Source organism: Aeromonas media, assembly GCF_020423125.1.
GTDB classification, from domain to species: domain Bacteria; phylum Pseudomonadota; class Gammaproteobacteria; order Enterobacterales; family Aeromonadaceae; genus Aeromonas; species Aeromonas media.
This window is the reverse complement of sequence record NZ_CP075564.1, coordinates 765,001-787,213: the sequence shown is the minus strand read 5'-3', so window position 1 is coordinate 787,213 and position 22,213 is coordinate 765,001. Positions and strand designations below refer to the sequence as shown.

20 protein-coding genes and 2 rRNA genes (1 of these 22 cut by a window edge) are annotated in these 22,213 nt (G+C 60.6%); 11 read left to right on the top strand and 11 right to left on the bottom strand.

Features of this window, described 5'->3' with window-relative positions; translation table 11 throughout:
• Positions 1 to 3: 3 nt before the first annotated feature.
• Together KI797_RS03800 and trhA are read right to left on the bottom strand one after the other, a co-directional pair.
• A complete protein-coding gene (locus tag KI797_RS03800) occupies positions 4 to 1,665 on the bottom strand; it encodes a putative transporter (RefSeq protein WP_182787716.1) in 1,662 nt (553 codons plus the stop codon).
• A gap of 118 nt (positions 1,666 to 1,783) precedes the next feature.
• Positions 1,784 to 2,419: a PAQR family membrane homeostasis protein TrhA gene (gene trhA / locus KI797_RS03795; protein ID WP_182787714.1), complete on the bottom strand. Its 636-nt coding sequence runs from the start codon at positions 2,417 to 2,419 to the stop codon at positions 1,784 to 1,786.
• A gap of 230 nt (positions 2,420 to 2,649) precedes the next feature.
• Between trhA and KI797_RS03790 the strand changes: the two genes are divergently transcribed.
• The 3 genes from KI797_RS03790 (at position 2,650) to KI797_RS03780 (ending at position 5,167) form a co-directional block, all read left to right on the top strand.
• Positions 2,650 to 4,155, top strand: a complete 1,506-nt coding sequence (locus KI797_RS03790) for an aminotransferase class V-fold PLP-dependent enzyme (protein ID WP_226171547.1) — start codon at positions 2,650 to 2,652, stop codon at positions 4,153 to 4,155.
• Positions 4,156 to 4,295: 140 nt separating this feature from the next.
• Complete coding sequence (locus KI797_RS03785; protein WP_218410869.1) at positions 4,296 to 4,847, top strand: septation protein A; 552 nt, start codon at positions 4,296 to 4,298, stop codon at positions 4,845 to 4,847.
• A 23-nt stretch (positions 4,848 to 4,870) separates the two neighbouring features.
• Complete coding sequence (locus KI797_RS03780; RefSeq protein WP_005327955.1) at positions 4,871 to 5,167, top strand: YciI family protein; 297 nt, start codon at positions 4,871 to 4,873, stop codon at positions 5,165 to 5,167.
• Between the two features lie 92 nt (positions 5,168 to 5,259).
• On the opposite strand, the gene cysQ is transcribed toward KI797_RS03780, so the two are convergent.
• On the bottom strand, positions 5,260 to 6,015 hold the full coding sequence (gene cysQ, locus KI797_RS03775) for a 3'(2'),5'-bisphosphate nucleotidase CysQ (RefSeq protein ID WP_043133057.1): 756 nt from the start codon (positions 6,013 to 6,015) through the stop codon (positions 5,260 to 5,262).
• A 168-nt stretch (positions 6,016 to 6,183) separates the two neighbouring features.
• Between cysQ and KI797_RS03770 the strand changes: the two genes are divergently transcribed.
• The 3 genes from KI797_RS03770 (at position 6,184) to KI797_RS03760 (ending at position 9,120) form a co-directional block, all read left to right on the top strand.
• Entirely contained in the window at positions 6,184 to 6,504 is a 321-nt protein-coding gene (locus tag KI797_RS03770; protein WP_226171545.1) for a ComEA family DNA-binding protein, read from the top strand.
• A gap of 93 nt (positions 6,505 to 6,597) precedes the next feature.
• Positions 6,598 to 7,509, top strand: coding sequence for a UTP--glucose-1-phosphate uridylyltransferase GalU (gene galU, locus KI797_RS03765; RefSeq protein WP_139439632.1), 912 nt, complete (start codon positions 6,598 to 6,600; stop codon positions 7,507 to 7,509).
• Between the two features lie 213 nt (positions 7,510 to 7,722).
• On the top strand, positions 7,723 to 9,120 hold the full coding sequence (locus KI797_RS03760; RefSeq protein WP_226171542.1) for a peptide MFS transporter: 1,398 nt from the start codon (positions 7,723 to 7,725) through the stop codon (positions 9,118 to 9,120).
• 72 nt (positions 9,121 to 9,192) lie between these two features.
• Here the strand turns inward: KI797_RS03760 and KI797_RS03755 are convergent, their stop codons facing one another.
• Positions 9,193 to 10,164 (bottom strand): response regulator, encoded by a 972-nt coding sequence (locus KI797_RS03755; RefSeq protein ID WP_226171538.1) that lies wholly within the window; start codon positions 10,162 to 10,164, stop codon positions 9,193 to 9,195.
• Positions 10,165 to 10,477: 313 nt separating this feature from the next.
• Here KI797_RS03755 and KI797_RS03750 point away from each other — a divergent pair, with 313 nt between their 5' ends.
• From KI797_RS03750 to KI797_RS03740, 3 genes are all read left to right on the top strand, one after another.
• Positions 10,478 to 11,152 (top strand): DnaT-like ssDNA-binding domain-containing protein, encoded by a 675-nt coding sequence (locus KI797_RS03750; RefSeq protein WP_226171535.1) that lies wholly within the window; start codon positions 10,478 to 10,480, stop codon positions 11,150 to 11,152.
• Positions 11,153 to 11,218: 66 nt separating this feature from the next.
• Entirely contained in the window at positions 11,219 to 12,073 is an 855-nt protein-coding gene (locus KI797_RS03745; protein WP_043133064.1) for a DnaA ATPase domain-containing protein, read from the top strand.
• A 126-nt stretch (positions 12,074 to 12,199) separates the two neighbouring features.
• On the top strand, positions 12,200 to 12,835 hold the full coding sequence (locus KI797_RS03740; protein ID WP_226171533.1) for an SDR family oxidoreductase: 636 nt from the start codon (positions 12,200 to 12,202) through the stop codon (positions 12,833 to 12,835).
• Between the two features lie 78 nt (positions 12,836 to 12,913).
• On the opposite strand, the gene KI797_RS03735 is transcribed toward KI797_RS03740, so the two are convergent.
• The 4 genes from KI797_RS03735 to KI797_RS03720 form a co-directional block, all read right to left on the bottom strand.
• Positions 12,914 to 14,113, bottom strand: coding sequence for an ABC transporter permease (locus KI797_RS03735; RefSeq protein ID WP_226171530.1), 1,200 nt, complete (start codon positions 14,111 to 14,113; stop codon positions 12,914 to 12,916).
• Positions 14,110 to 15,246: an ABC transporter permease gene (locus KI797_RS03730; protein WP_226171527.1), complete on the bottom strand. Its 1,137-nt coding sequence runs from the start codon at positions 15,244 to 15,246 to the stop codon at positions 14,110 to 14,112. Before KI797_RS03730 ends, KI797_RS03735 begins: the two co-directional genes overlap by 4 nt.
• Positions 15,246 to 16,250 carry an HlyD family secretion protein gene (locus tag KI797_RS03725; protein ID WP_226171524.1) on the bottom strand — a complete coding sequence of 335 codons (1,005 nt, stop codon included), beginning with the start codon at positions 16,248 to 16,250 and terminating at the stop codon, positions 15,246 to 15,248. The genes KI797_RS03730 and KI797_RS03725 overlap by 1 nt, the downstream gene beginning before the upstream one ends.
• Before the next feature lie 73 nt (positions 16,251 to 16,323).
• Positions 16,324 to 17,730 (bottom strand): TolC family protein, encoded by a 1,407-nt coding sequence (locus tag KI797_RS03720; protein ID WP_226171521.1) that lies wholly within the window; start codon positions 17,728 to 17,730, stop codon positions 16,324 to 16,326.
• A 292-nt stretch (positions 17,731 to 18,022) separates the two neighbouring features.
• Between KI797_RS03720 and dusB the strand changes: the two genes are divergently transcribed.
• Positions 18,023 to 18,988, top strand: coding sequence for a tRNA dihydrouridine synthase DusB (gene dusB / locus KI797_RS03715; RefSeq protein ID WP_226171519.1), 966 nt, complete (start codon positions 18,023 to 18,025; stop codon positions 18,986 to 18,988).
• 25 nt (positions 18,989 to 19,013) lie between these two features.
• Entirely contained in the window at positions 19,014 to 19,310 is a 297-nt protein-coding gene (fis, locus tag KI797_RS03710; RefSeq protein WP_005309538.1) for a DNA-binding transcriptional regulator Fis, read from the top strand.
• Between the two features lie 79 nt (positions 19,311 to 19,389).
• On the opposite strand, the gene KI797_RS03705 is transcribed toward fis, so the two are convergent.
• The 3 genes from KI797_RS03705 to KI797_RS03695 all read right to left on the bottom strand — a co-directional run.
• Entirely contained in the window at positions 19,390 to 20,022 is a 633-nt protein-coding gene (locus KI797_RS03705) for a LysE family translocator (RefSeq protein ID WP_226171516.1), read from the bottom strand.
• A 285-nt stretch (positions 20,023 to 20,307) separates the two neighbouring features.
• Positions 20,308 to 20,422: ribosomal RNA gene (gene rrf, locus KI797_RS03700) — 5S ribosomal RNA — on the bottom strand.
• Positions 20,423 to 20,545: 123 nt separating this feature from the next.
• Positions 20,546 to 22,213, bottom strand: a 23S ribosomal RNA gene (locus tag KI797_RS03695) (it continues 1,222 nt past the right edge of the window).

Below are 22,213 nucleotides of genomic sequence, written 5' to 3'. Positions count from 1 at the left end.
GGCTCAGGCCCCGGCCCAGAGCAGGATGGCCAGCAGCTGTGGCGAGATGATCCGCAGGAACATCACCAGGGGGTAGACGGTCGCGTATGACAGGGCACTGGCACCACTGGTGGGGTGCATGCCGTTGGCAAACGCCAGGGCGGGAGGATCCGTCATGGAGCCGGCCAGCAGACCGCACAGGGTGAGATAATTGACCTTGCCATAGTGGCGCGCCAGCACCCCGACCACCAGCAGTGGGATAAGGGTGATCGCCACGCCGTACATCATCCAGGCAGGACCATCCCCGTTGATCAGGGTGTCGATGAAGCCGGCCCCGGACTTGAACCCCACCACCGCCAGAAACAGCACTATGCCGATCTCCCGCAGTGCCAGGTTGGCACTCGGCGGCATGAACCAGTAGAGCTTGCCGATGCTGCCGATGCGAGACAGGATGAGGGCCACCACCAGGGGGCCGCCCGCCAGACCCAGCTTGAGCGCCGCCGGGAATCCCGGCAGATAGAAGGGAATGGAGCCGAGCAATACACCCAATCCAATGCCGATGAAGACCGGCAGCATCTGCACCTGCTGCAGTTTCTGCTGGACGTTGCCGACCACACTGGTCACGGCCTCGATGGCATCGAGCCGCCCCACCAGGTTCAGGATGTCGCCAAACTGCAGGCTGGTCTGGCTGGTCGGAACCAGTTCGATGCCAGCCCGGTTGAGGCGCGAGATGACCACGTCATACTTCTGCTTGATGTCCAGATCGCGGATCCGTTTGCCGAGCACCTGCTCGTTGGTGACCACCACCCGCTCGACGCGCAGATCCGTGCCCCGGGTGGAGAGGGAGGTATCCACCTCCTCCCCGAGCACCAGCAGCACCTTGTGCAGGGCGTGACGCTCCCCCACCAGGTGCAGCAGATCCCCGAGCTCGATGCGCGAGTCAGGTCTGGGCACCATCAACTCGTCACCGCGCTTGAGGCGGGAGCAGATGACATCGGCCTCGTCCAGGCTCGGGATCTCGCCAAGCATCAGGCCGTGCATGTTGGGATTGCGCACGGCGATGTTGATGGTTTGCAGGCTCTCCTTGGTTTTGCCTGCCTGTTGCTCGAACTCGGCCGCTTCTTCGTCGATCTTGATATGAAAGAACATGCGAATAAGCCACATGGTGAGCAAAATGCCACAGATCCCGAACGGGTAGGCCACCGCATAGCCCATCCCCATCAGGCCGGTGGAGCCCGGATCCGCCCCGAGCTCCGCCAGGATCTGCTGACCCGCCCCCAGCGAAGGGGTGTTGGTCACGGCACCAGAGAAGACCCCGAGGATCACCGGCAGCGGCACGTCGAACAGCTGGTGCAGCGCGGCGGCCACCACGCAGCCAAGCAGCACCAGCAAAGCGGCAAAGCCATTGAGCTTGAGGCCCGAGCTGCGCAGGGAAGAGAAGAAACCGGGACCGACCTGGATGCCTATGGTGTAGACGAACAGGATCAAACCAAATTCTTGAATAAAATGAAGTGTGTGCTCATCCAGCTTCAAGCCGGATAGCCCGGCAAAATGACCCACTATGATGCCGCCGAACAGCACACCGCCAATCCCTAAACCAACGCCATAGACTCGCCAGTTTCCCAGCCAGAGTCCCAGCACCGCCACCAGCGACAACATGCTGATGGAAAGCGCGATCTCACTCATTATTTGCATCCTTTCCAAGCTGAACTGACCCTAGCTTGTCAGCAAACAAAGGGGGCAACTGTGGGATACCGCACGAATTCAGGCTTTCATTAGCGCAAAAATACCAATTAAGGGCTAGTCAGGCGACATAGCCATAGATGGCCATGAAGTGACAAACACTCCCGCCCAGCACGAACAGATGCCAGATGGCGTGGTTGTAGGGGATCTGCCTGGCCATGTAGAAGATGGTGCCCAGACTGTAGATCAGTCCTCCGAGTCCCAGCAGCATGAGCCCGGTGCCATCCAGATGGAGGTAGAGCTGATAGACGACCACCAGCGACAGCCAGCCCAGCATCAGATAAGTGAACAGTGACAGGCGTTTGAAGCGGTTGATGAACAAGAGCTTGAACAGCACTCCGGCCAGGGCCAACCCCCAGATCACCACCATCAGCCCCCGCGCCAGCGGGGTATCGAGCGCCACCAGCAGAAAGGGTGTGTAGGTGCCGGCGATCAGCAGGTAAATAGCACAGTGATCGAACAGCTTGCACCAGCGCCTGGCCGCCGCCGACCTCATGCTGTGGTAGAGGGTCGAGGCGAGGTAGAGCAGCACCAGGCTGGTGCCGTAGAGGCCGTAACTCAGCAATACCCGAGGGCCCTGATCCCATCCCTTGTGCAGCAGCAAGACAAGCCCCAGACCTCCCAGCAGCAACCCCAGCCCATGGCTGAGGCGATTGGCCCACTCTTCCCGTGGGGAATACCCCGTTACATCCGTCATCATCACCTCCAACCAAGACCCGATCCACTCTAGCGACCGGCATTTCAGGCTACAAGTGTTAGCTCAAAATAAAAGGGACTGGCCAGGGAGTCTCGGGTGAGGAGGTGGCTGTTCCCCCTGCCCCTTTGGTGTATGCTCTGCGGCCGACGCCACCCGCGCAGATGGCCGTGTCTGTCCGGCATGGCGCGCGCCCGGTACTTTCTGCCCGACAGGCTGGTCTGGAGAACCTGATGAAGCTGACTGAACTGTTTACACAACCGGATCCTGACTTCGGCCAGGCCATGACGGCCCTGCTGGAGACCTTCCATCACTCGGATGACAGTCAGGCACCTTATCAGCGCGACAGTTTCGTCCATCAACTCGATCAGTCGTCCATGCCCGCCATCGGCATGAGCACCCAGGCCTACCTGGCCCGCCTTGCCACCCTGGTACCAGGCGCCTCCCATCTCACCTCGCCCCACTACATGGGACACATGACGGCCCCCTTGCCAGCCTTCACCGCCGAGCTCTCCCGACTGCTGGTGATGCTCAATCAGAATCCGATGAAGATGGAGTCCTCCCGCCTGCTCAGCTTCCTGGAGCGGGAGGTACTGGCCAAGCTGCATCGTCTCGTCTATCGCGAGGACGACGGCTTTTACGAGGCGCAGATGCACGCCAAAGACGCCGCCCTCGGCGTCATGACCAGCGGCGGCACCATCGCCAACGTCACCGCTCTCTGGCTGGCCCGCAACCGGGCCTGTGGCGACGATCTGTTTTCCCTCTATGAGCAGGGTTATCGAGGCGCCGTGATCCTGGGATCCAGGCTGATGCACTACTCCTTCGACAAGGGGATGGATCTGCTGGGGCTGGGTGCTTGCCGCGTCTGGCGGCTCGAGACCGATGCCGACAACCGGCTCTGCCTCTCGGCGCTCGAGAGCGCACTGGTCCGATGCCGGGAGCAGAAGCTCAAGGTGCTGGCCCTGGTGGGGGTCGCCGGCAGCACGGACTTTGGTTCCATCGATCCCCTGCCCGAGCTCGCCGCCATCGCCCGGCGCGAGCAGATCCACTTTCACGTGGACGCCGCCTGGGGTGGCCCGACCCTGTTTTCCCCCCGCTATCAGGGCTTGCTGGATGGCATAGCGCAGGCCGATACCGTGACCCTGGACGGCCACAAGCAGTTGCTGGTACCGCTCGGTACCGGCATGCTGCTCTGCCGCCAGCCAGACCTGATGATGACGGTGAAGCGGGAGGCCCCCTACGCCATTCGTGCCAGCTCCTTCGATCAGGGCCGCTTCACCCTGGAGGGCACCCGCCCCGCCAACGCGCTCTATCTGGATGCCGCCTTCCAGCTGCTGGGCCGGCAGGGCTATGCCCAGCTTATCGAAGCCAATTACGACAGAGCCCGGCGGATGGCAGAGCTCATCGATGCCCACCCCGCCTTCGAGCTGATGTCGGCTCCCGTGATGAACCTGCTCTCCTATCGCTGCATTCCACCTCACCTGCAAGGCAAGGCACCGGACGAGGCGGCAAACGAGCAGATCAACGCCTTCAACGTGGCGTTGCAGAAGGCCCAACGCGCCGAGGGGCACAGCTTCGTCTCCCGCACCCAGCGTGCGGTGAGCCGCTATGGAGCACAGCCGCTCACCCTGCTGCGCGCCGTCCTGCTCAACCCCCTCATCGAGGAGCGCCATATCCGTGACTTGCTGGATGACCAGTTGCGGCTCGGCAGCCTCGTCGCCAGTCAGCTGTTCGGCTAGAAGGCGCAACAAGAATCATCGTCACCCCGAAGGGTGGCGGCCCCGCAGCGGGGAACTGCATACTAAATGAACGGTCTTATTCATTTGCCGTTGCCTAATGGGCAGGTACACTGAGTGAAATTTTGAGGTTAGAGCCCAGCATGAAGCAGTTTATTGAATTTATTCCCCTGATCGTCTTCTTCGCGGTCTACAAGTTCTACGACATCTACACCGCCACCGGCGCCCTGGTGGTCGTCACCGGTCTCCAACTGCTTTACAGCTGGGTGCGGCATCGCAAGGTCGAGAAGATGCAGCTGTTTACCTTCCTGCTGGTCGGTTTCTTCGGCGGTCTCACCGTCTTCTTCCATGACGATACCTTCATCAAGTGGAAGGTGACCGTGATCAATGCCCTCTTTGCCCTCGCCCTGCTCATCAGCCGCTACGGCTTTGGCAAGAATCTCATCAAGCAGATGCTGGCCAAGGAGCTGCAGGCCCCCGACCGCATCTGGGACAACGTCAACCTAGGCTGGGTCGGTTTCTTCGCCCTCTGCGGCCTGCTCAACCTCTATGTGGCCTTCAACCTGTCGCAAGAGATGTGGGTCAACTTCAAGGTCTTCGGCCTGCTGGGCATGACGCTGGTGTTCACCCTGCTGAGTGGCGTCTATCTCTATCGCCACATGCCGGCCGAGCAGAAAGCAGAACAGAAAAAATAACCGCAACCAGAAAGGATCCTCTCATGTGGTATCTCATCTATTCCGAAGATGTCGCCGGCAGCCTGCCCCAGCGCAAGCTGGCTCGCCCCGCTCACCTCGCCCGCCTGCAGGCGCTGCAGGATGAGGGGCGCCTGCTGACGGCCGGCCCCAATCCGGCCATCGATGCCGAGGATCCGGCCGATGCGGGCTTCACCGGCAGCACCGTCATCGCCGAGTTCCCCAGCCAGGCGGACGCCAAGGCATGGGCGGATGCGGACCCTTATGTGGCGGCAGGCGTCTATGCCAGGGTGACCATCAAGCCGTTCAAGAAGGTGTTCTGAATCAGGAAACGATTGGCATCATTGAACGCGAAAATGTAAAAAGGCCGGACACTGTCCGGCCTTTTTACATTTGCGCGCCCTGGCGACGGCAATCAGGCCCGCGCCACAAACCAGGGGTTGAGGATATCCGGCTTGTTGTAGGCAAGCGCTGAGCCATCGAGTTGGGTCACGCTGCCCCCCGCCCCTTCCAGCACCGCCTGCGCCGCCGCAGTGTCCCATTCGCAGGTGGGGGCAAGACGCGGATAGAGCTCGGCGCCCCCTTCGGCGATGATGCAGAACTTGAGGGAGCTGCCCATGGAGACCAGCTCAATCTCGCCAAACGGCGCCAAGTAATCCAGGGTCGCCTGGGAAAGATGGTTGCGGCTGCCCACCACCCGCCATGGCGTACCTTCCCGGTGAGGCCGGACCTGGATGGCTTCGCACTCACCATCGGCAACACGCCAGGCCCCGATCTCTCTACCGCCATACCAGAGCTTGTCCAGCACAGGGGCATAGACCAGACCCCAGACCGGCCTGCCCTCCTCGATCAGCGCGATGTTCACGGTGAATTCGCCGTTGCGGGAGACAAATTCCTTGGTGCCATCGAGCGGGTCCACCAACCAGTAGCGGGACCAGCTGCACCGCACCTGCATCGTCTCGGCGTCGGACTCTTCCGACAGCACAGGAATATCCGGCGTCAACCGGGCCAGCGCCTGCACGATCACCTCGTGCGCCCCCTGATCGGCGGCGGTGAGCGGACTCTCGTCCTGCTTGTACTCCACCGCAAAGGGCTGACAGTAGATGGCCAGGATGGCGTCACCGGCGGCGCGGGCGATGGGCTCCAGTGCGGAAATGGCGGGTAGGTACATGGAAAAGACATCTCGCTCAAATGGTTAGCCAGTGTATCTGCTTCAGACCTGTCTGGCTTATAGCCGATTTGCCTGAGTTATTCCTTGCTAGTTCTGACAGACAAAAAGTGGCGCAATACGACTAATGATAAATGTGCCATTAAGGCAGTTTCATAAGGAAGTGACGCAATGAACCGAAAGACTCTGATTGCCGCCCTGTTGCTGGGTTGCCTGCCGCTGTTGAGCCAGCCCCTGCTGGCCGCCGACAAGCCAGCCGCCAAACCGGCCACGACGGTCACCAGTACCAAGGAGGTGGGCAAGATCAACCTCAATACCGCCAGTGCCGATGAACTCGCGGCGCTGAAAGGCATCGGCGAGAAAAAAGCGCAAGCCATCGTCGACTACCGCGAAAAACAGGGCAAGTTCACCTCGGTGGATCAGCTGGCGGAGGTGAGTGGCATAGGGCCCGCCACCCTGGATGCGAACCGGGACATGATTATCGTCAAGTAACCGGTTTGAATCCCTGTCATACAAGGGCGGCCTGTGGCTGCCCTATTTGTCTTCGGGTATCATGAACGCACTTCGTATCCTCGGACTCATTCCATGAAAAAGACACCCCTCGTTGTTCGCAAGGCCGTCCTCCCCGTTGCCGGTCTGGGTACCCGCATGCTACCCGCCACCAAGGCCATCCCCAAAGAGATGCTGCCGGTGGTCGACAAGCCGCTGATCCAGTATGTGGTGCGTGAAGCCATTGCCGCTGGTATCAAGGAGATCATTCTGGTGACCCACTCCAGCAAGAACTCCATCGAGAACCACTTCGACAAGAGCTTCGAGCTGGAGGCGACTCTGGAAAAGCGGGTCAAGCGCCAACTGCTGGAAGAGGTGCAACACATCTGCCCGAAGGACGTCACCATCATGCACGTGCGCCAGGGCGAGGCCAAGGGCCTGGGTCATGCGGTGCTGTGCGCCCGCCCGCTGATCGGGGATCACCCCTTCGCCGTGCTGCTGCCTGACGTACTCATCGACGAGGTGGCTAGCGATCTCAAGCAGGACAACCTGGCCGAGATGGTGCACATGTTCGAGGCGGACCAGATCAGCCAGATCATGGTGGAAGCCGTCCCCGAGAGCGAAGTGGACAAATACGGCATCGCCGACATCAAGGGCGAGGCACTGAGCGCCGGCATGTCACTGCCGATGCAGGCCATCGTCGAGAAGCCGCCGCGCGACGAGGCCCCCTCCAACCTGGCCGTGGTCGGCCGTTATGTGCTCTCCGCCAACATCTGGCCCCTGCTGGAGAAAACCCCGGCCGGGGCGGGCGACGAGATCCAGCTGACCGATGCCATCGCCATGCTGATGGAGAAGGAGCAGGTCAATGCCTACTTCATGAAGGGTCGCAGTCACGATTGCGGCAGCAAGCTGGGTTACATGAAGGCCAACGTGGAATATGCGGTACGCCACCGCGAACTGGACGGTGAATTTACCGCCTGGCTCAAGCAGTTTGTCAAACAGCTGTAATTGCTGAAAATTAACACAATACACAGAATAAAAGACTGGGCATCATTCGATGCCCATTTTCATTTTATAAACAAATATTCAACCATCGATAGATAAAATATCGTCAAAACCTGTCATTGTAATTCAATCCTGCTTGTTTTATAAGGAATATGGCTGGTTCCTAGCCCTTGCATAAAATTTCTAAAAAAATATAAGACACAGGTGGAAGTTCCAATGAATAACCCGTCCAAAGGGACCTTTTTAGGTCACCCTAAAGGGCTCTTTTTGCTCTTTAGTACCGAACTCTGGGAGAGATTCTCCTACTACGGCATGCGTGCCGTGCTCGTCCTCTATCTGACTGACATGACCGCTAACGGCGGCATGGGCTGGACCCAGGCCGACGCCCTCAAGCTGTACGGTATCTATACCGGTCTGGTCTACATCACCCCGATCATCGGGGGCTGGCTGGCCGACACCTTCCTCGGTCAACGCCGCGCCATTCTGATCGGTGCCATCTTCATGGCGGCGGGTCAATTTACCCTGGCCCTGCCCCACGCCATGTTCCCGGACATGGTCAACATCGTCTTCTACACGGGCCTTGGCTTGCTGATCCTGGGTAACGGTCTGTTCAAACCGAACATCTCCACCATGGTGGGCGACCTGTATCAGGAAGGTGACCACCGTCGTGACGGTGCCTTCACCATCTTCTACATGGGCATCAACCTGGGCTCCCTGCTGGCGGGCGTGATCTGTGGTGCCGCCGCCACCGCCTACGGCTGGCAAGCCGCCTTCGTCAGCGCCGGTATCGGCATGCTGCTCTCTCTGGTGGTGCAAGCCACCATGGCCCAGCGTTTCCTCGGCGACATCGGCCGCATGCCGGCCGCCCAGCGCGCCGCCTTGCAACGCTCCAAGGAGCAGAAGGCCCCGCTGACCAAGCAGGAAGTGGATCGCATCAAGGTCATCCTGGTGCTGGGTCTGTTCACCATCATCTTCTGGGCAGGTTTCGAGCAGGCCGGTGGTCTGATGAACCTGTATGCACAGGAATATACCGATCGCATGATCGGCAGCTTCGAAGTACCGACCGCCTGGTTCCAGTCCCTGAACCCTTTCTTCATCATCACGCTCGCTCCGATCGTGGCGGCCATCTGGATCAAGCTCGGCAGCAAGGAACCAAACTCCCCGGTGAAATTCGCCATGGGTCTGCTGTTCCTGGCCGTCGGCTTCCTCTTCATGATCGGTGCCGTGCTGGAACAAGGCGGCGATCAGGCCGTCAAGACCTCCATGTTCTGGCTGGTCGGTGCCTACCTGTTCCACACCCTGGGCGAGCTCTGTCTCTCCCCGATTGGCCTCTCCATGGTCACCAAGCTGGCCCCGCTGCGCCTGGCGTCCCTGATGATGGGTGCCTGGTTCGGCTTCGTCGCCCTGGCCAACTATGCGGCCGGTTTCATCGGTTCCTTCGTTGGTGAAGCGGGTCCGATCGCCATCTTCGGTGGCATCGCCCTGGCCGCCGTGATCAGCGCCCTGATCCTGCTGACCATGGCGAACCGCCTGGTCTACTGGATGCACGGCGCCGAAGGCCCCGCCAAAGAGGCTGACGAGCACGACAAGAAGCTGCAATCCGCCACCGTCTAACCGGTCCGGACGGTACCAGACAAACAGGGCGCCCAATGGGCGCCCTGTTTGTCTTAGCGTTAAGCCACAACCTCAATGATGACGAACCCGCATCTTCAGGGCGCTGCCGCTGTCGCTGCGAAACTGCAACTCGAAAGGCTCGTGCCAGCTGCGCTTGTGCAAGCCATAGCGGCTGCTGCGCATCAACCCGAGTGGCAACCCCCCAGAGCGCATCAGCCAGTGGGGTGAGGTGAGGCCTGCATTGGCAAATACCAGCCCGTCTTCCTGATCGAACAGCAGCGCCGCCATGGCAAAGGAGTGGCGCAGGCCCGACTCCAGCAGTTGCAGATTGAGGTAGTCGAGCAACCTGTGGGGTTGGGTCAGCAACTGGCTCTCCTGCTGCTGAAACTGGCGATAGGGGCCATTCATCAGGGATCGCACCAGAGCACCGCAGAAGGCGGCATCCACCCCGAGGATGGGCAGCTCCATCACCAGCACCAGCAGCTTGTCGCCCAGCTTGAAGGTATCGGGAATGAACAGATTGCCCATGCCGGCGAACGTCACCTGCCAGGGCCCCCACTCCTGCATGCCGGGCGGTGCCAGCCAGGCCAGCAGGCGGCTGGACGCCAGGTCGTGAGCCCGGAAGAAGTCGATGTGCTCCATCAGCTCCAGTTGCTGGCTCTGGTGGGCGTTGCTCGTCAGGCACTGATCGATGCTGCGCCGGATCTGGCCATAGTCATCCACCGGCTTGATGAAGAAGTCGCTGGCCCCTGCCCGCAGCGCCCGCTCGATGGCGGCCATCTGATCCTGACCCGAGATGACAATGACAGGCACCTCGGGGTAGCGGGCCGCGAGGCAGGCGATCACCTCATGCCCATCCATGTTGGGCATGTTCAGATCGCATAACACGATATCGGGGTGGTAGAGCGCGGCTGCCGAGAGCCCTTCGATCCCATCTTCGGCCTGAAAGACACAGGCCCCATCATGCTCGAGATAAGTGACCAGCGAGTGGCGAAAAACCGCTTCATCCTCCACCACCAGGATCCGTAGTCCGGCTTTTGACATCTTGACAAAGCTCTTATTAGTCAAATGGTTATTTGAGCACTAAGCCTAGAACATGGGGGCGCCATCTTGCCACCCAATATTGCCGGGCAGCGCCTTCAAATAGCCAGTCGGCCTCCCAACCATTTGAAATGGGCTGATTATTTTGTCAGTAATTTATGCCGCACCCATGGCGATCGGGGAGGTTTTCACTCCCAATCTCCCCTGGATGAAGGGTCGTCACTGCCTCATCAGGCTGCCATCCAGGGGCACTGTGAATTGTATGGAACCCCGCCATGAGGGATAATGCCCTCCACTCCAGATCGTGAAGCAGACCATGACGCCAGCCGAATACAGCGCCCTCGCCCATCCCAGACTCTCCCATCCGGCACGCAGCCTCTATACCCTGCAACTGCGCCGGCTGGTGCTGGAAAATCGGCTGCCCAGGCTCAACTACCCCGAGCTTGGGCGCGCCCTGGCGGTGGTTGATCCGGGCAATCCCAGCGGGTTCTGCTATCAGGTCAATGCCCGCCAGCTCACCGAGCTGCTCGATGAACTGATGGAAGCCGAATTGTTGCAGGTCGAGGCGCAGGCGGACAGCGAGCACTACCATCAGTGCCCCTTCCAGCTGCCCCTGCTGAGCCAGCGGGTGCGCAGCCCGCTGCCGGAGCGGCCGTTCCAGATGCATCTGCAGTGGCGGCCGGATGAAGAGCTGCCCGCCCTCGCCCGCCTGTGCGGGGTGATCGATGCCAGCTACAGCGAAGAGGATCTGGGAGAGTTCATCGCCTACTGGCTGGGTCGCCCCGAGGTATTCGACTCCCAGCATCAGTGGATGCTGAAGTTCATCCGGACCCTCAAGAGCCGGCGATACACAAGGCGCCAGCCGACCGAGGTGGCCGGTTATCAGCAGATCACCCCAGCCCCCGTCGATTCGGGGCCGAGCAAGCGGGCCCAGGAGATGATCGAGGCCGCCAAGCGGCTGGCCCAGACCGAGGAGCCGGACAATGATTGATCCCGGATGCCCGCAGCAGGCACTATTAACCCCTTGTCACCCCAGCCCCAGCAGAAGGAGTATTCCATGACAGATCCGCACGACCCGCTGCGCCAGGAGCTGGAAGAGATCGAGGCCAAGCGGCGCAGGATCGCCAAGGCCAAACAGGACCATCGCGTTCACGATCCTGAGCTGAGTCAGCACGTGGGTGGCCTGCTCGAGCGTATACGTCGCCTGCAGGCCCAGACCGGCGGCGGCCAGTACGACTACGAGACCCTGCGCAAGGAGTACGACGCCAAGGCCAATGCCGAGGTGCGCGAACTGCAGAAGGCGGCGCGCCAGGAGCGGATCCAGAAGCTGATCGCCCAGGCCGACCTCAACCCGGACTGGATCTTCGAGAAGATGGATGCCGGCGACCCCGCGCTGCAATACCCCATAGAGACGGCCCGCTACTTCATCAGCGGCTTCGAGCATTGGGAGAAGAGCGGTGGTGGCTGCATGCTCATCTACGGCGACTACGGCACCGGCAAGTCCACCCTGGCGGGCGCCGTGGCCCACGAGCTGATCGAGCGCCATCAGAAATCGGTGATCTTCCAGCAGTGGGCCTCCATCGTGGACAGGCTCTTCTTCAACGTCATCCAGGATCAGGAGGAGCGCAACCAGTACCGCCGCGCCCTGGAAGAGGTGGATCTGCTGATCATCGACGAAGTGGCGGCCAACCGCGCCAAGATGGCGGAGAGCCAGTCAAGCTTCCTCGGCCACCTGCTGCGCCGCCGTCGCAACCTCTCGAAAAGCGTCATCATCATCACCAACCACAGTCCCCAGAGCCTGCATCAGGCCATAGGTGACTTCAGCTTCGAGGCGATCAAGGCGTTCAACCCGGTGGATATCCACCTGAGCGGCCCCAGTCGTCGTCCCAGCATAGGCCACTACAACGGCTGATCCTGTGCGAGCCCGGACCAGTGGCCAGGGCTCGCCGTATTTCCCCCGTTTCGAATAAAAACAACTCTCATTTACAGCACTGTGCCAACCCTTTAGGCTGACCCTTTCGCCACTGGGAGCAACACAATGCCAACCACACTCATCTTCGGAGCCAGCCGCGGGCTGGGCCGCGCCTTCACCGATCACGTCCTGCGCCAGGGTCACAGGGTCCTGGCCCTGGTTCGCCAACCCGAGATGGCCGCCGAGCTGCGCGCCCTGGGGGTCGAGGTCATCGAAGGGGATGCGCTGGATGCGGCCGCAGTTACGCAGGCTTGCGTGCAAGCGGGCCCAGGTGCCCGGGTCGTCTCCACCCTCGGCAGCTTCCGTCAGCCACAACCTGTGGATTATCAGGGCAACCGCCACGTCATCGACGCCATGGAGCAGACCGGGCTTACCCGCCTGCTGTTGGTGACGTCCCTCGGCTGCGGCGACAGCTGGCAATACCTGCCCGAGCGGGCCAGGGCGGCATTTGGCCACGAAGTGCGCTTGAAGAGCCTGGCAGAGAGCTGGCTGCAGACCAGCGCGCTCGACTGGACCATTCTGCGGCCGGCCGGGTTGCAGGATGGGGAGGCAACGGGCCGTGCCGAGCTGAGCCGGGGCAAGGAGGTGCACGGACTGGTGCGCCGAAGCGATGTGGCCATTCATGGCCTGCGCCTGCTAGCCGACGAGGCTGCGCTGAGGCAGATCTACGCCATCGGCGATCCCGATCTCCATCGTGCCTGACCCCTCCACAACCCAAGCCTGCGCATAAAAAAACGGTCAGCCCCTGGGCTGACCGTTTCACACTCTCTAGCCGCCGCGTTATCTCGCCTGGCTGGCGGCCGTATCGCTTGCCACCTGGTTGGCAACCGGCAGCAAACGCTGACGCCAGCGCAGCAGCAGGCAAGCGAGGCCGCCATGAAGCAGTGCCAGCCCCCAGAGTTGCCACCAGTAGCGCGACACCTGGCTGAACTCCGCGCCCATCTGGTTGAGGCGCAGGAAGCCCTCTATGGCTGGCGTGCTCGGCACCCACTGGGCCAGCCAGTTGAGGGGGGGCGGGATCAGCTCCAGCGGCCAGATGAAGCCGGCGAGGAAGACCAGCGGCAGCGAGGATATGAGCACTACCTGGGTCGGCAGGTCGCGACGGGTAAACAGGGCCCCCAGCACCACCCCGAGCCAGGTGGTGGCCAGCAGGAAGGGCAGGGTGAACAGCCACAAGGCGGCCGGCTCTGCGGTGCGGGCTATGCCGTAGTGGTCGAAGCAGAAGCCGAAGAAATAGGTCACCGGCAGCACGAACAGCCCCCCCACCACAAGGGTGCGGGCCAGCAGCAACGCCAGCACGGGCGCCTGCTGCCAATAGCCGTGCTCCCCTCGCCCGCTTCGCTGGTTCTGGGTCGCCCCCAGAATGCCGGTGCCCATCAGCAGCACCTGGTGCAGGATCAGCACGAAGACCGCCGGCACCACGTAGTTCACATAGCCCATGGACGGGTTGAACACAGGCACCACATTGAGCCCGACTGCATTCCAGCCCATGGCCGCCTGGGGCAGCGCCTCGCCGTGGCTCAGCAGCCGGGCCACCTTGACCTGAGCGGCCAGGGTGCCTCCGGCCTGGGCCAGCCCCTCGGCTATGGTGCCGTAGACCAGGAAGTAAGAGGCGTCGCCGGCATAACCCAGGGTAACGCTCTTGCCCAACATCAGATCCCGGTAGAAGTGACGGGGAATGTGCAGTATGCCGCTCGCCTTGCCGGTCAGCATCCACTCCCGCGCCTGTGTCAGGCTGTCGACCCGAGCCACCAGTTTCACCTGGGGCGTCGCATCGGCCATGAACTCCAGCTGACGGGAGAGCTGGCTGCCGTCATCGTTGACCACCACCACAGCCTCTTCGCGAGGCAGCTGATGCAGATAGGGCTGCGGATAGAGGAAGGAGTAGAAGAAGACGCCGCCAAACAGGGTCAGCATGATGGCCCTGTCCGCCAGCAGTGTGCGCAACTCGAGACGCACCAGATCCCAGAACCCCATCATGACTTGGACTCCTCCTGGCTTGGGGCTGCAGTTGCCTGGGGTTGATAGCGCCGCACCACCAGCAGCAGCGGCAGCAGGAACAGCAGCAGGGCGCCGAACTGGGGCAGGGCCGCCGTCAGCGGCTGGCCGTAGTTGGTCTGGCCTATCTGCAGCTCGACATAGTGGGAGATGGGCAAGAGACTGCGCCAGAACTGGGCGACGTCCCCCATGGCGCTGACCGGGAAGGTGACCCCCATAAAAGCAAAACCGGGTGCAGTGTAAGCCCCCGCCAGAGAGAGCGCCCGGGCCGGATCCCGAATGACGCCGTAGAAGAAGGCCCCCATGCTGACGCAGGCGGCCGAAGCCAGCCCCAGACCCAGCGTCAGCACCAGCCAGCTGCCCTGCATGGGATAACCCAGCGCCTTGAACAGCAGCAGGCTCCACGCCAGCCCCCACCCCCACCCGATGAGCACATGGGGCAGCAGGGTGCGCCAGAGGCCGAACCAGACCCCTCTGGTGGTCCAGTCCAGGCCGAGTCGATCGGTACGGGCCAGGGCATTGAGGCCATAGAGCACCACCAGGATCTGCCACACCGCAGGCAACAGGGCGCTGAGCAAAAACTGGGCGTAGCTGGAGTTGATGTTGTAGAGCGCCGTCACCTGGCTCGCGATGGGCACAGATTGCCCCAGCGCCCCGGGCAGCGCCTTGCCGTCGGCCATGGCCGCCAGCACGCCCACCTGGCCGTTGAGGGTGCCCACCACCTGGGCCAGGGCCGCGTTGACCAGCTTGGCGATCAGGATGAACTGGCCGTTGTTGAACACGGTCACCCTGGGCTGGGTGCCCTCCCGGGCATCCCGCTCCAGGTGGTTGGGGATCACCACCAGGGCATAGATGTCCCCTCCGCGCAGCGCCCTGGCGCCCTCGTCGATGGTGTCAAACTGCTGCGCTATCTTGAGCCCGGCCGAGCCATCCAGAGAGAAGGTGAGCTGGCGGGAAAGGGTGCTGCGATCCAGATCCACCAGACCCACCTTGAGGTCGCGCGCCAACCCCGCCGAGAAGATCCAGCACAAGAGCCCGATCAGCAGCAGCGGGATCCAGCTGGTCAGGGCCCGGCTGAAGGGGTCTTGCCACAACAGCCGCCATTCGCGCCCCATCAGAGTTCGACCAGCACGCTCATGCCAACCCGCAACCCTTCAACTGGTTGCAAGGGGCGCGCCTCCACCTGGAAGCTCTTCATGTCGAATCCCTGACGGGTGTCTGTGGCTCGCCAGGTAGCGAAATCCCCCATCGCGGCCACATGGGACACCTTGAAACGCACCGTCTGATCGCCAAGGCCCGGGATGCGGGCATCAAACTCGGTGCCAACCGGGAAGCGGGGCAGCAGATCCTCGCGCACATGGAACTGGGCCCAGGCATCCTTCATGTCGAGCAGGCTCACCACAGGGAAGCCCTGGGGCGCCAGCTCGCCGCTGCGCAGCAGTACCTGGGCGACTTCCCCCTCGTGTGGGCTGGCGATGCGAGTGTCGGCCAGATAGGCCTCGACCTCGGCCACCCCGCCAGCCGCCATCTTGGCCTGCTCCCGCGCCGCGACCTTGGTCTCCTCCCGCGCCCCTTCCAGGGTCATCTGATATTGCTGCCAGGCCATGCCTTCGCTGTATTTGGCCGCCTGCCAGGCCGCCCAGGCCTCGTCACGCTTTTGCAGCGATATGACGCCGTCCCGATGCAGGCTGGCGATACGTTCATAGGTCTTGCCACGAAGCAGGGCGGCTGCCTTGGCTTGCTGCCACTGATCCTTGGCCGCGGCGATCTGCTGGGCCCGCGCCCCCTTCTCGGCCTCCTGCGCCATGGCACCCGCGGCCGCCTGACCCGCCTTGGCCTGGCTCAGCTTGGCCTCGATTTCGGGGCTCGCCAGGGTGAACGCCAGCTGACCCTTGGCCAGTTGATCTCCCTTCTTCACCAGCACCTCGTCGATACGCCCCGCCACCTTGGAGGAGACCGAATACTGCTGCGCCTCAATCTGGCCCTGCAGGCGCACCGGCTCCGGCTGATAGGCCAGCCAGAAGCGCCAGCCCAGCCAAATGACCAGCAGCACCAAGGCAAGTGGCAGCAACCAAGGCTTGCCCTGGCTCATCTTCTTCTTGATGGGGGGATGACTCATGAATTCACCTCGACAAAAGGGCGACCCTTGGCGGTCGAAACAGTGATGGATAGATGGGCCTGCTGGGTCGAAGTCATGAATTCACCTCTATCGCCTGACCATGCTGATATTGATTGAAACTGTTCATCTGCCCCGAGAGCGCCAGCAGTCGGGCCAGGGAGACCACGTATTGGTAGGCTGCCGCGGCGCGCTGGGTCTTGACCCCGGCCAGCTGGCTCTGGGCATCCACCACATCCAGCGAGGTGGAGAGCCCCTGACCGAATGCCTTGTCCCGCAGCCGCACGTTCTCTTCCGCCAGCGCCTGGGTCGAGGAGAGGGATTGATACTCCTCCAGTCCCTGGGCCGCCTCACGCCAGGTCTTCTCGACCAGCAACTCCAGATCCTGGCGGGTCTTGGCCTGCAGCAGATTGACCTGCAGCTCGGCACTCTTGGCCGCCTGCACCGTCTCGGAGCGGCCGTCGCGGCTCACCAGCGGCATGCTGACCCCGACCCCGACCAACCAGTCCGGGGTGGTCTTGGAGACGATGGAGTCATCTTCATAGAGGTTGTAGTTGCCAAACAGGAACAACTCCGGGGCATATTTGCCTTTCTCCAGCTTGATCATCCCCTGAGCCTGCTCCTTCTTGGCCGCCAGCAGCTTGAGACCGGGGTGTACCGACAGGGTTTCCTCCACGAAGGGAGCCAATGCTGGCATCCCCTCGTTGATGAAAAGGCTGGTATTGGGCTCGGCCTGTTTGAGCTTGAGCATGTGACCGAGGGCCAGCTGGGCTATCTCCAGGCTGCGCCGCGCCTTCTGGGTATCGATGCGGGCCCTGTCATAGGCCGACTGGGCGGAGAGCCGCTCGACCTTGGCTATCTGGCCCTGGGCTTCGAGCTTCCTGGCGTGATCCAGGTGGTGGGCCAACCCCTGCTCGATCTCCTGCTTGGTCTGCACCACTTGGGCCGCCAGCACCACGCCGAAGTAAGTCTGGGAGAGGCTCTCGAAGGTAGACTGCTGCTTGAGCACCAGTAGTTGCTGCGCTTCGCTCACCTGCGCCTGGCGAATGTCCTGGGCCGCATCGATACGCCCACCGGTAAACAGCGGCCACAGCATCTTGACCGAACTGGTGACCACATTCTGCTTGGTGAGGGGGGTGACGAAGTCGCTGGGGCTGAGGTTGAGCGCCTGCATGACGGGACCCAGCACCTTGCCGAATTCCGGGTGGTTGGCGATGGGATTCAGATCCAGCATGTCCAGTTCCATCGGCTGATCGAGGTGGGTATAGCTGGCCCCCACATCCACCTTGGGCAGATACATGGCCTTGGCTGCCTCGCGCAGTTGCTCTGCCCGCTCCACCCCGGCCTGCTCCGCCGCCAGGCCGTCATCCTGCTGGATGACCCGGCTCCAGGCCTCGGTGAAGCTGACGGTTTGCGCCTGCGCCGAGCCCAGCATGGCTCCCAGCAGGCCCGGGCAGAGCAATTTGATGAACCTTGACGTCATACATCCCCAATTTATGTTTGTAATAAAATTGTGTGGAGCCTTTGCTCGATTCAGGTTCGCTATCATAGCGTAAACAGGCGCCGGAAAGAGACTGTCAAATCACCGAGTCCCTCACTCATTTGACCCTGACCATGGTCCCAGACAATATGTCTGATTTTCAAGCACTCCTGAATTTGCAAGCCTTGGCGCGACGTTTTTTTCAGAAAAAAATGGCTGACGCTCAAATACTAACCTTTTCTCCTGACTAAAAAATGCGTAATATACGCCGCCCTAAGCCGATGGTAACCGTGGAATGCAGATAGGTCCCCACACGCTTGAAACTCCCTTGATCGTGGCCCCCATGGCCGGTGTAACAGACCGACCATTTCGTGAACTTTGTTTACGTTTGGGAGCCGGCATGGCCGTTTCAGAGATGCTGCTGGCCAACCCGGATGTCTGGGATACCCAGAAAACCAGGATGAGAATGGGCCACTCTGCCGAAACCGGACTGCGATCGGTCCAGATTGCCGGATCCGACCCCGAGATGATGGCGTTTGCTGCCCGCTACAACGTGGAGCAGGGCGCTCAGATCGTCGACATCAACATGGGATGTCCGGCAAAAAAAGTGAATAAAAAGTTGGCAGGCTCCGCCCTGCTGCGCCAACCCGATCTGGTCAGATCCATCTGCCAGGCCGTGGTGAATGCAGTAGAGGTACCTGTCACCTTGAAGATCCGCACAGGATGGGATCCGGATAACCGCAATGGCGAGGAGATCGCCCGAATCGCCGAAGATTGCGGTATCGCGGCCCTTGCCGTGCATGGTCGTACCCGCTCCTGCCTCTACAAGGGCGAAGCGGAATACGACACTATCAGGGCGATTAAGCAGGCCGTATCGATTCCTGTTGTCGCCAATGGCGACATAGACAGCCCGGAGAAGGCCCGGTATGTCCTCGACTATACCGGCGTCGACGCCGTGATGATCGGCCGTGCTGCGCAAGGACGACCCTGGATTTTCCGGGAAATCCGTCATTTTCTTGAGACGGGCACCAAGCTGCCGCCTCCCGACAGGGAAGAGGTTCGCACCCTGATGAACGAGCATGTTACCAACCTGCACCAGTTTTACGGTGCATATCTGGGAGCGCGCATTGCCCGTAAACACGTGGGCTGGTATCTGGATGAAGAAGAGACGGGCCGAGAATTCCGTAAGCACTTCAATGCCCTGGATTGTGCAGACGCACAACTCGAGGCACTCGAAGCGTATTTCGATGGATTAGGTTAACGCATAACTAAAGAGCCGACCGAATATGTTCGAACAAACCCTGACTTCTGATGCATTGGTAACAACTACTCACAATCACGCTGCCGAGCCGACCCAGCGCCCCCTGCGTGACTCTGTGCAACAGGCCCTGCGTAACTACCTGGCCCAGTTGAACGGTCAGGAAGTGATTGATCTGTACGATATGGTTCTCTCCGAAGTCGAAGCCCCCATGCTGGACGTGATCATGCAGTACACCCGTGGTAACCAGACTCGCGCCGCCGTGATGATGGGCATCAACCGTGGCACCCTGCGCAAGAAACTCAAGCGCTACGGCATGAACTGATTTCAGTCATCCTGCTGCAGTGCAGATAAAGGCGTGTCCCAGCGATGGGATACGCCTTTTTCTATGCCCAGTCGCCATCTCACTCCACGGCCAGCTTGATGCCGAGCCCCACAAACAGGCCACCCATCACGCGATTGAGCCAACACCCCAGCCGGGCAGGCAAGCGCATCATGCGACTCGCATAGGCGGTCGAGAAGGCCAGCAGGTGGCACCAGATCATCCCGTTGATATTAAAGATGCAGCCCAGCACGATAAAAGCCAGCGCCTTCTGCGGTGCGGCGGGATCGATGAACTGGGGCACAAAGGCGAGGAAGAAGAGTGCTACCTTGGGATTGAGCACATTGGTCAGCAGGCCCTGCCGAAAGATCCGGCCATAAGAAAGCACAGGCAACGCCACAGCCGCATTGGTGGCGGAAGGAGCCTTGGTACCTTGCCAGAACATGGAAAGCCCCAGGTAGACCAGATAGAGCGCCCCCATCAACTTGATGACAGCGAACAGCTCGGCCGAGGCGCTCAGCACAGCCGACAGCCCCAGCGCTGCTGCCAGCACATGCACCATGGTACCCGTTCCTATGCCCAGTGCGGCCACCGAGCCCGCTCGCCAGCCTTGCGAGCCACTGCGCAGCATGATGAGCAGGGAGTCCGGTCCCGGCATCATGTTCAACAGCAGGCCGGATACGATAAACAACGCCAGATCGTGGATCCCCAACATACACAGCTCCCTTGCCGATGAAACTCACAGTCTATGGATCCAGCCCTCCTTGTCACTCCCCCGTTACGGCAATAGTGAACATAGGCAGGAGGCATAGCCAGGGGCTATCAGGGTTGGCGAAGAGAGTAGAAGAGTCGAAAGGTAAGCCGGTGGGTAAAGAGCGGGTCATTTATTTTGAAGCAGATGACCTGAGCATCCTCTAAGCAGTCACTAAATCGGTGCTGAAGCACAGAATGTCAGGCAATAAAAAACCCCGCTCAGTGAGCGGGGTTTTTTATATTGGGTGCCTGGCAGTGTCCTACTCTCGCATGGCGAATGCCACACTACCATCGGCGCTACCGCGTTTCACTTCTGAGTTCGGCATGGGATCAGGTGGTTCCACGGCGCTATGGCCGCCAGGCAAATTCTTAATCTAGAAAGCTGACGTGAATAACAACTCGGCTAGTTTGCCTTGTCATTATCACTGAATTAGGTAGTAGTTCTTCGATTTGCTACAAGGCCCAGAACACTTCTTGGGTGTTGTATGGTTAAGCCTCACGGGTAATTAGTATGGGTTAGCTCAACACGTCGCCGCGCTTACACACCCCACCTATCAACGTTGTGGTCTCCAACGGCCCTTTAGGACCCTCAAGGGGTCAGGGATGACTCATCTCAGGGCTCGCTTCCCGCTTAGATGCTTTCAGCGGTTATCGATTCCGAACTTAGCTACCGGGCAGTGCCACTGGCGTGACAACCCGAACACCAGAGGTTCGTTCACTCCGGTCCTCTCGTACTAGGAGCAACTCCCTTCAATCATCCAACGCCCACGGCAGATAGGGACCGAACTGTCTCACGACGTTCTGAACCCAGCTCGCGTACCACTTTAAATGGCGAACAGCCATACCCTTGGGACCGACTTCAGCCCCAGGATGTGATGAGCCGACATCGAGGTGCCAAACACCGCCGTCGATATGAACTCTTGGGCGGTATCAGCCTGTTATCCCCGGAGTACCTTTTATCCGTTGAGCGATGGCCCTTCCATTCAGAACCACCGGATCACTATGACCTACTTTCGTACCTGCTCGACCTGTCCGTCTCGCAGTTAAGCTGGCTTATGCCATTGCACTAACCTCCTGATGTCCGACCAGGATTAGCCAACCTTCGTGCTCCTCCGTTACTCTTTGGGAGGAGACCGCCCCAGTCAAACTACCCACCAGGCACTGTCCGCGAGCCCGATTCAGGGCCCTGCGTTAGAACATCAAACATACAAGGGTGGTATTTCAAGGACGGCTCCAGCGCAACTGGCGTCACGCCTTCAAAGCCTCCCACCTATCCTACACATGTAGGTTCAATGTTCAGTGCCAAGCTGTAGTAAAGGTTCACGGGGTCTTTCCGTCTAGCCGCGGGTACACCGCATCTTCACGGCGAATTCGATTTCACTGAGTCTCGGGTGGAGACAGCATGGCCATGGTTACACCATTCGTGCAGGTCGGAACTTACCCGACAAGGAATTTCGCTACCTTAGGACCGTTATAGTTACGGCCGCCGTTTACCGGGGCTTCGATCAAGAGCTTCGCTTGCGCTAACCCCATCAATTAACCTTCCGGCACCGGGCAGGTGTCACACCCTATACGTCCACTTTCGTGTTTGCAGAGTGCTGTGTTTTTGATAAACAGTCCCAGCCATCTGGTCACTGCGACTCCCAACTGCTCCATCCGCAAGGGACTTCACTGTCAAGAGCGAACCTTCTCCCGAAGTTACGGTTCTATTTTGCCTAGTTCCTTCACCCGAGTTCTCTCAAGCGCCTTGGTATTCTCTACCCGACCACCTGTGTCGGTTTGGGGTACGATGACTTGTAATCTGAAGCTTAGAGGCTTTTCCTGGAAGCAGGGCATCAATGGCTTCACCACCGTAGTGGCTTCGTCTCGTGTCTCAGTGTTGTGTCTCCGGATTTGCCTAGAAACACCACCTACGCACTTTCACCAGGACAACCGTCGCCTGGCCCACCTAGCCTTCTCCGTCCCCCCATCGCAATTACAAGTCGTGCAGGAATATTAACCTGCTTCCCATCGATTACGCCTTTCGGCCTCACCTTAGGGGTCGACTCACCCTGCCCCGATTAACGTTGGACAGGAACCCTTGGTCTTCCGGCGAGGAGGCTTTTCACCCCCTTTATCGTTACTTACGTCAGCATTCGCACTTCTGATATCTC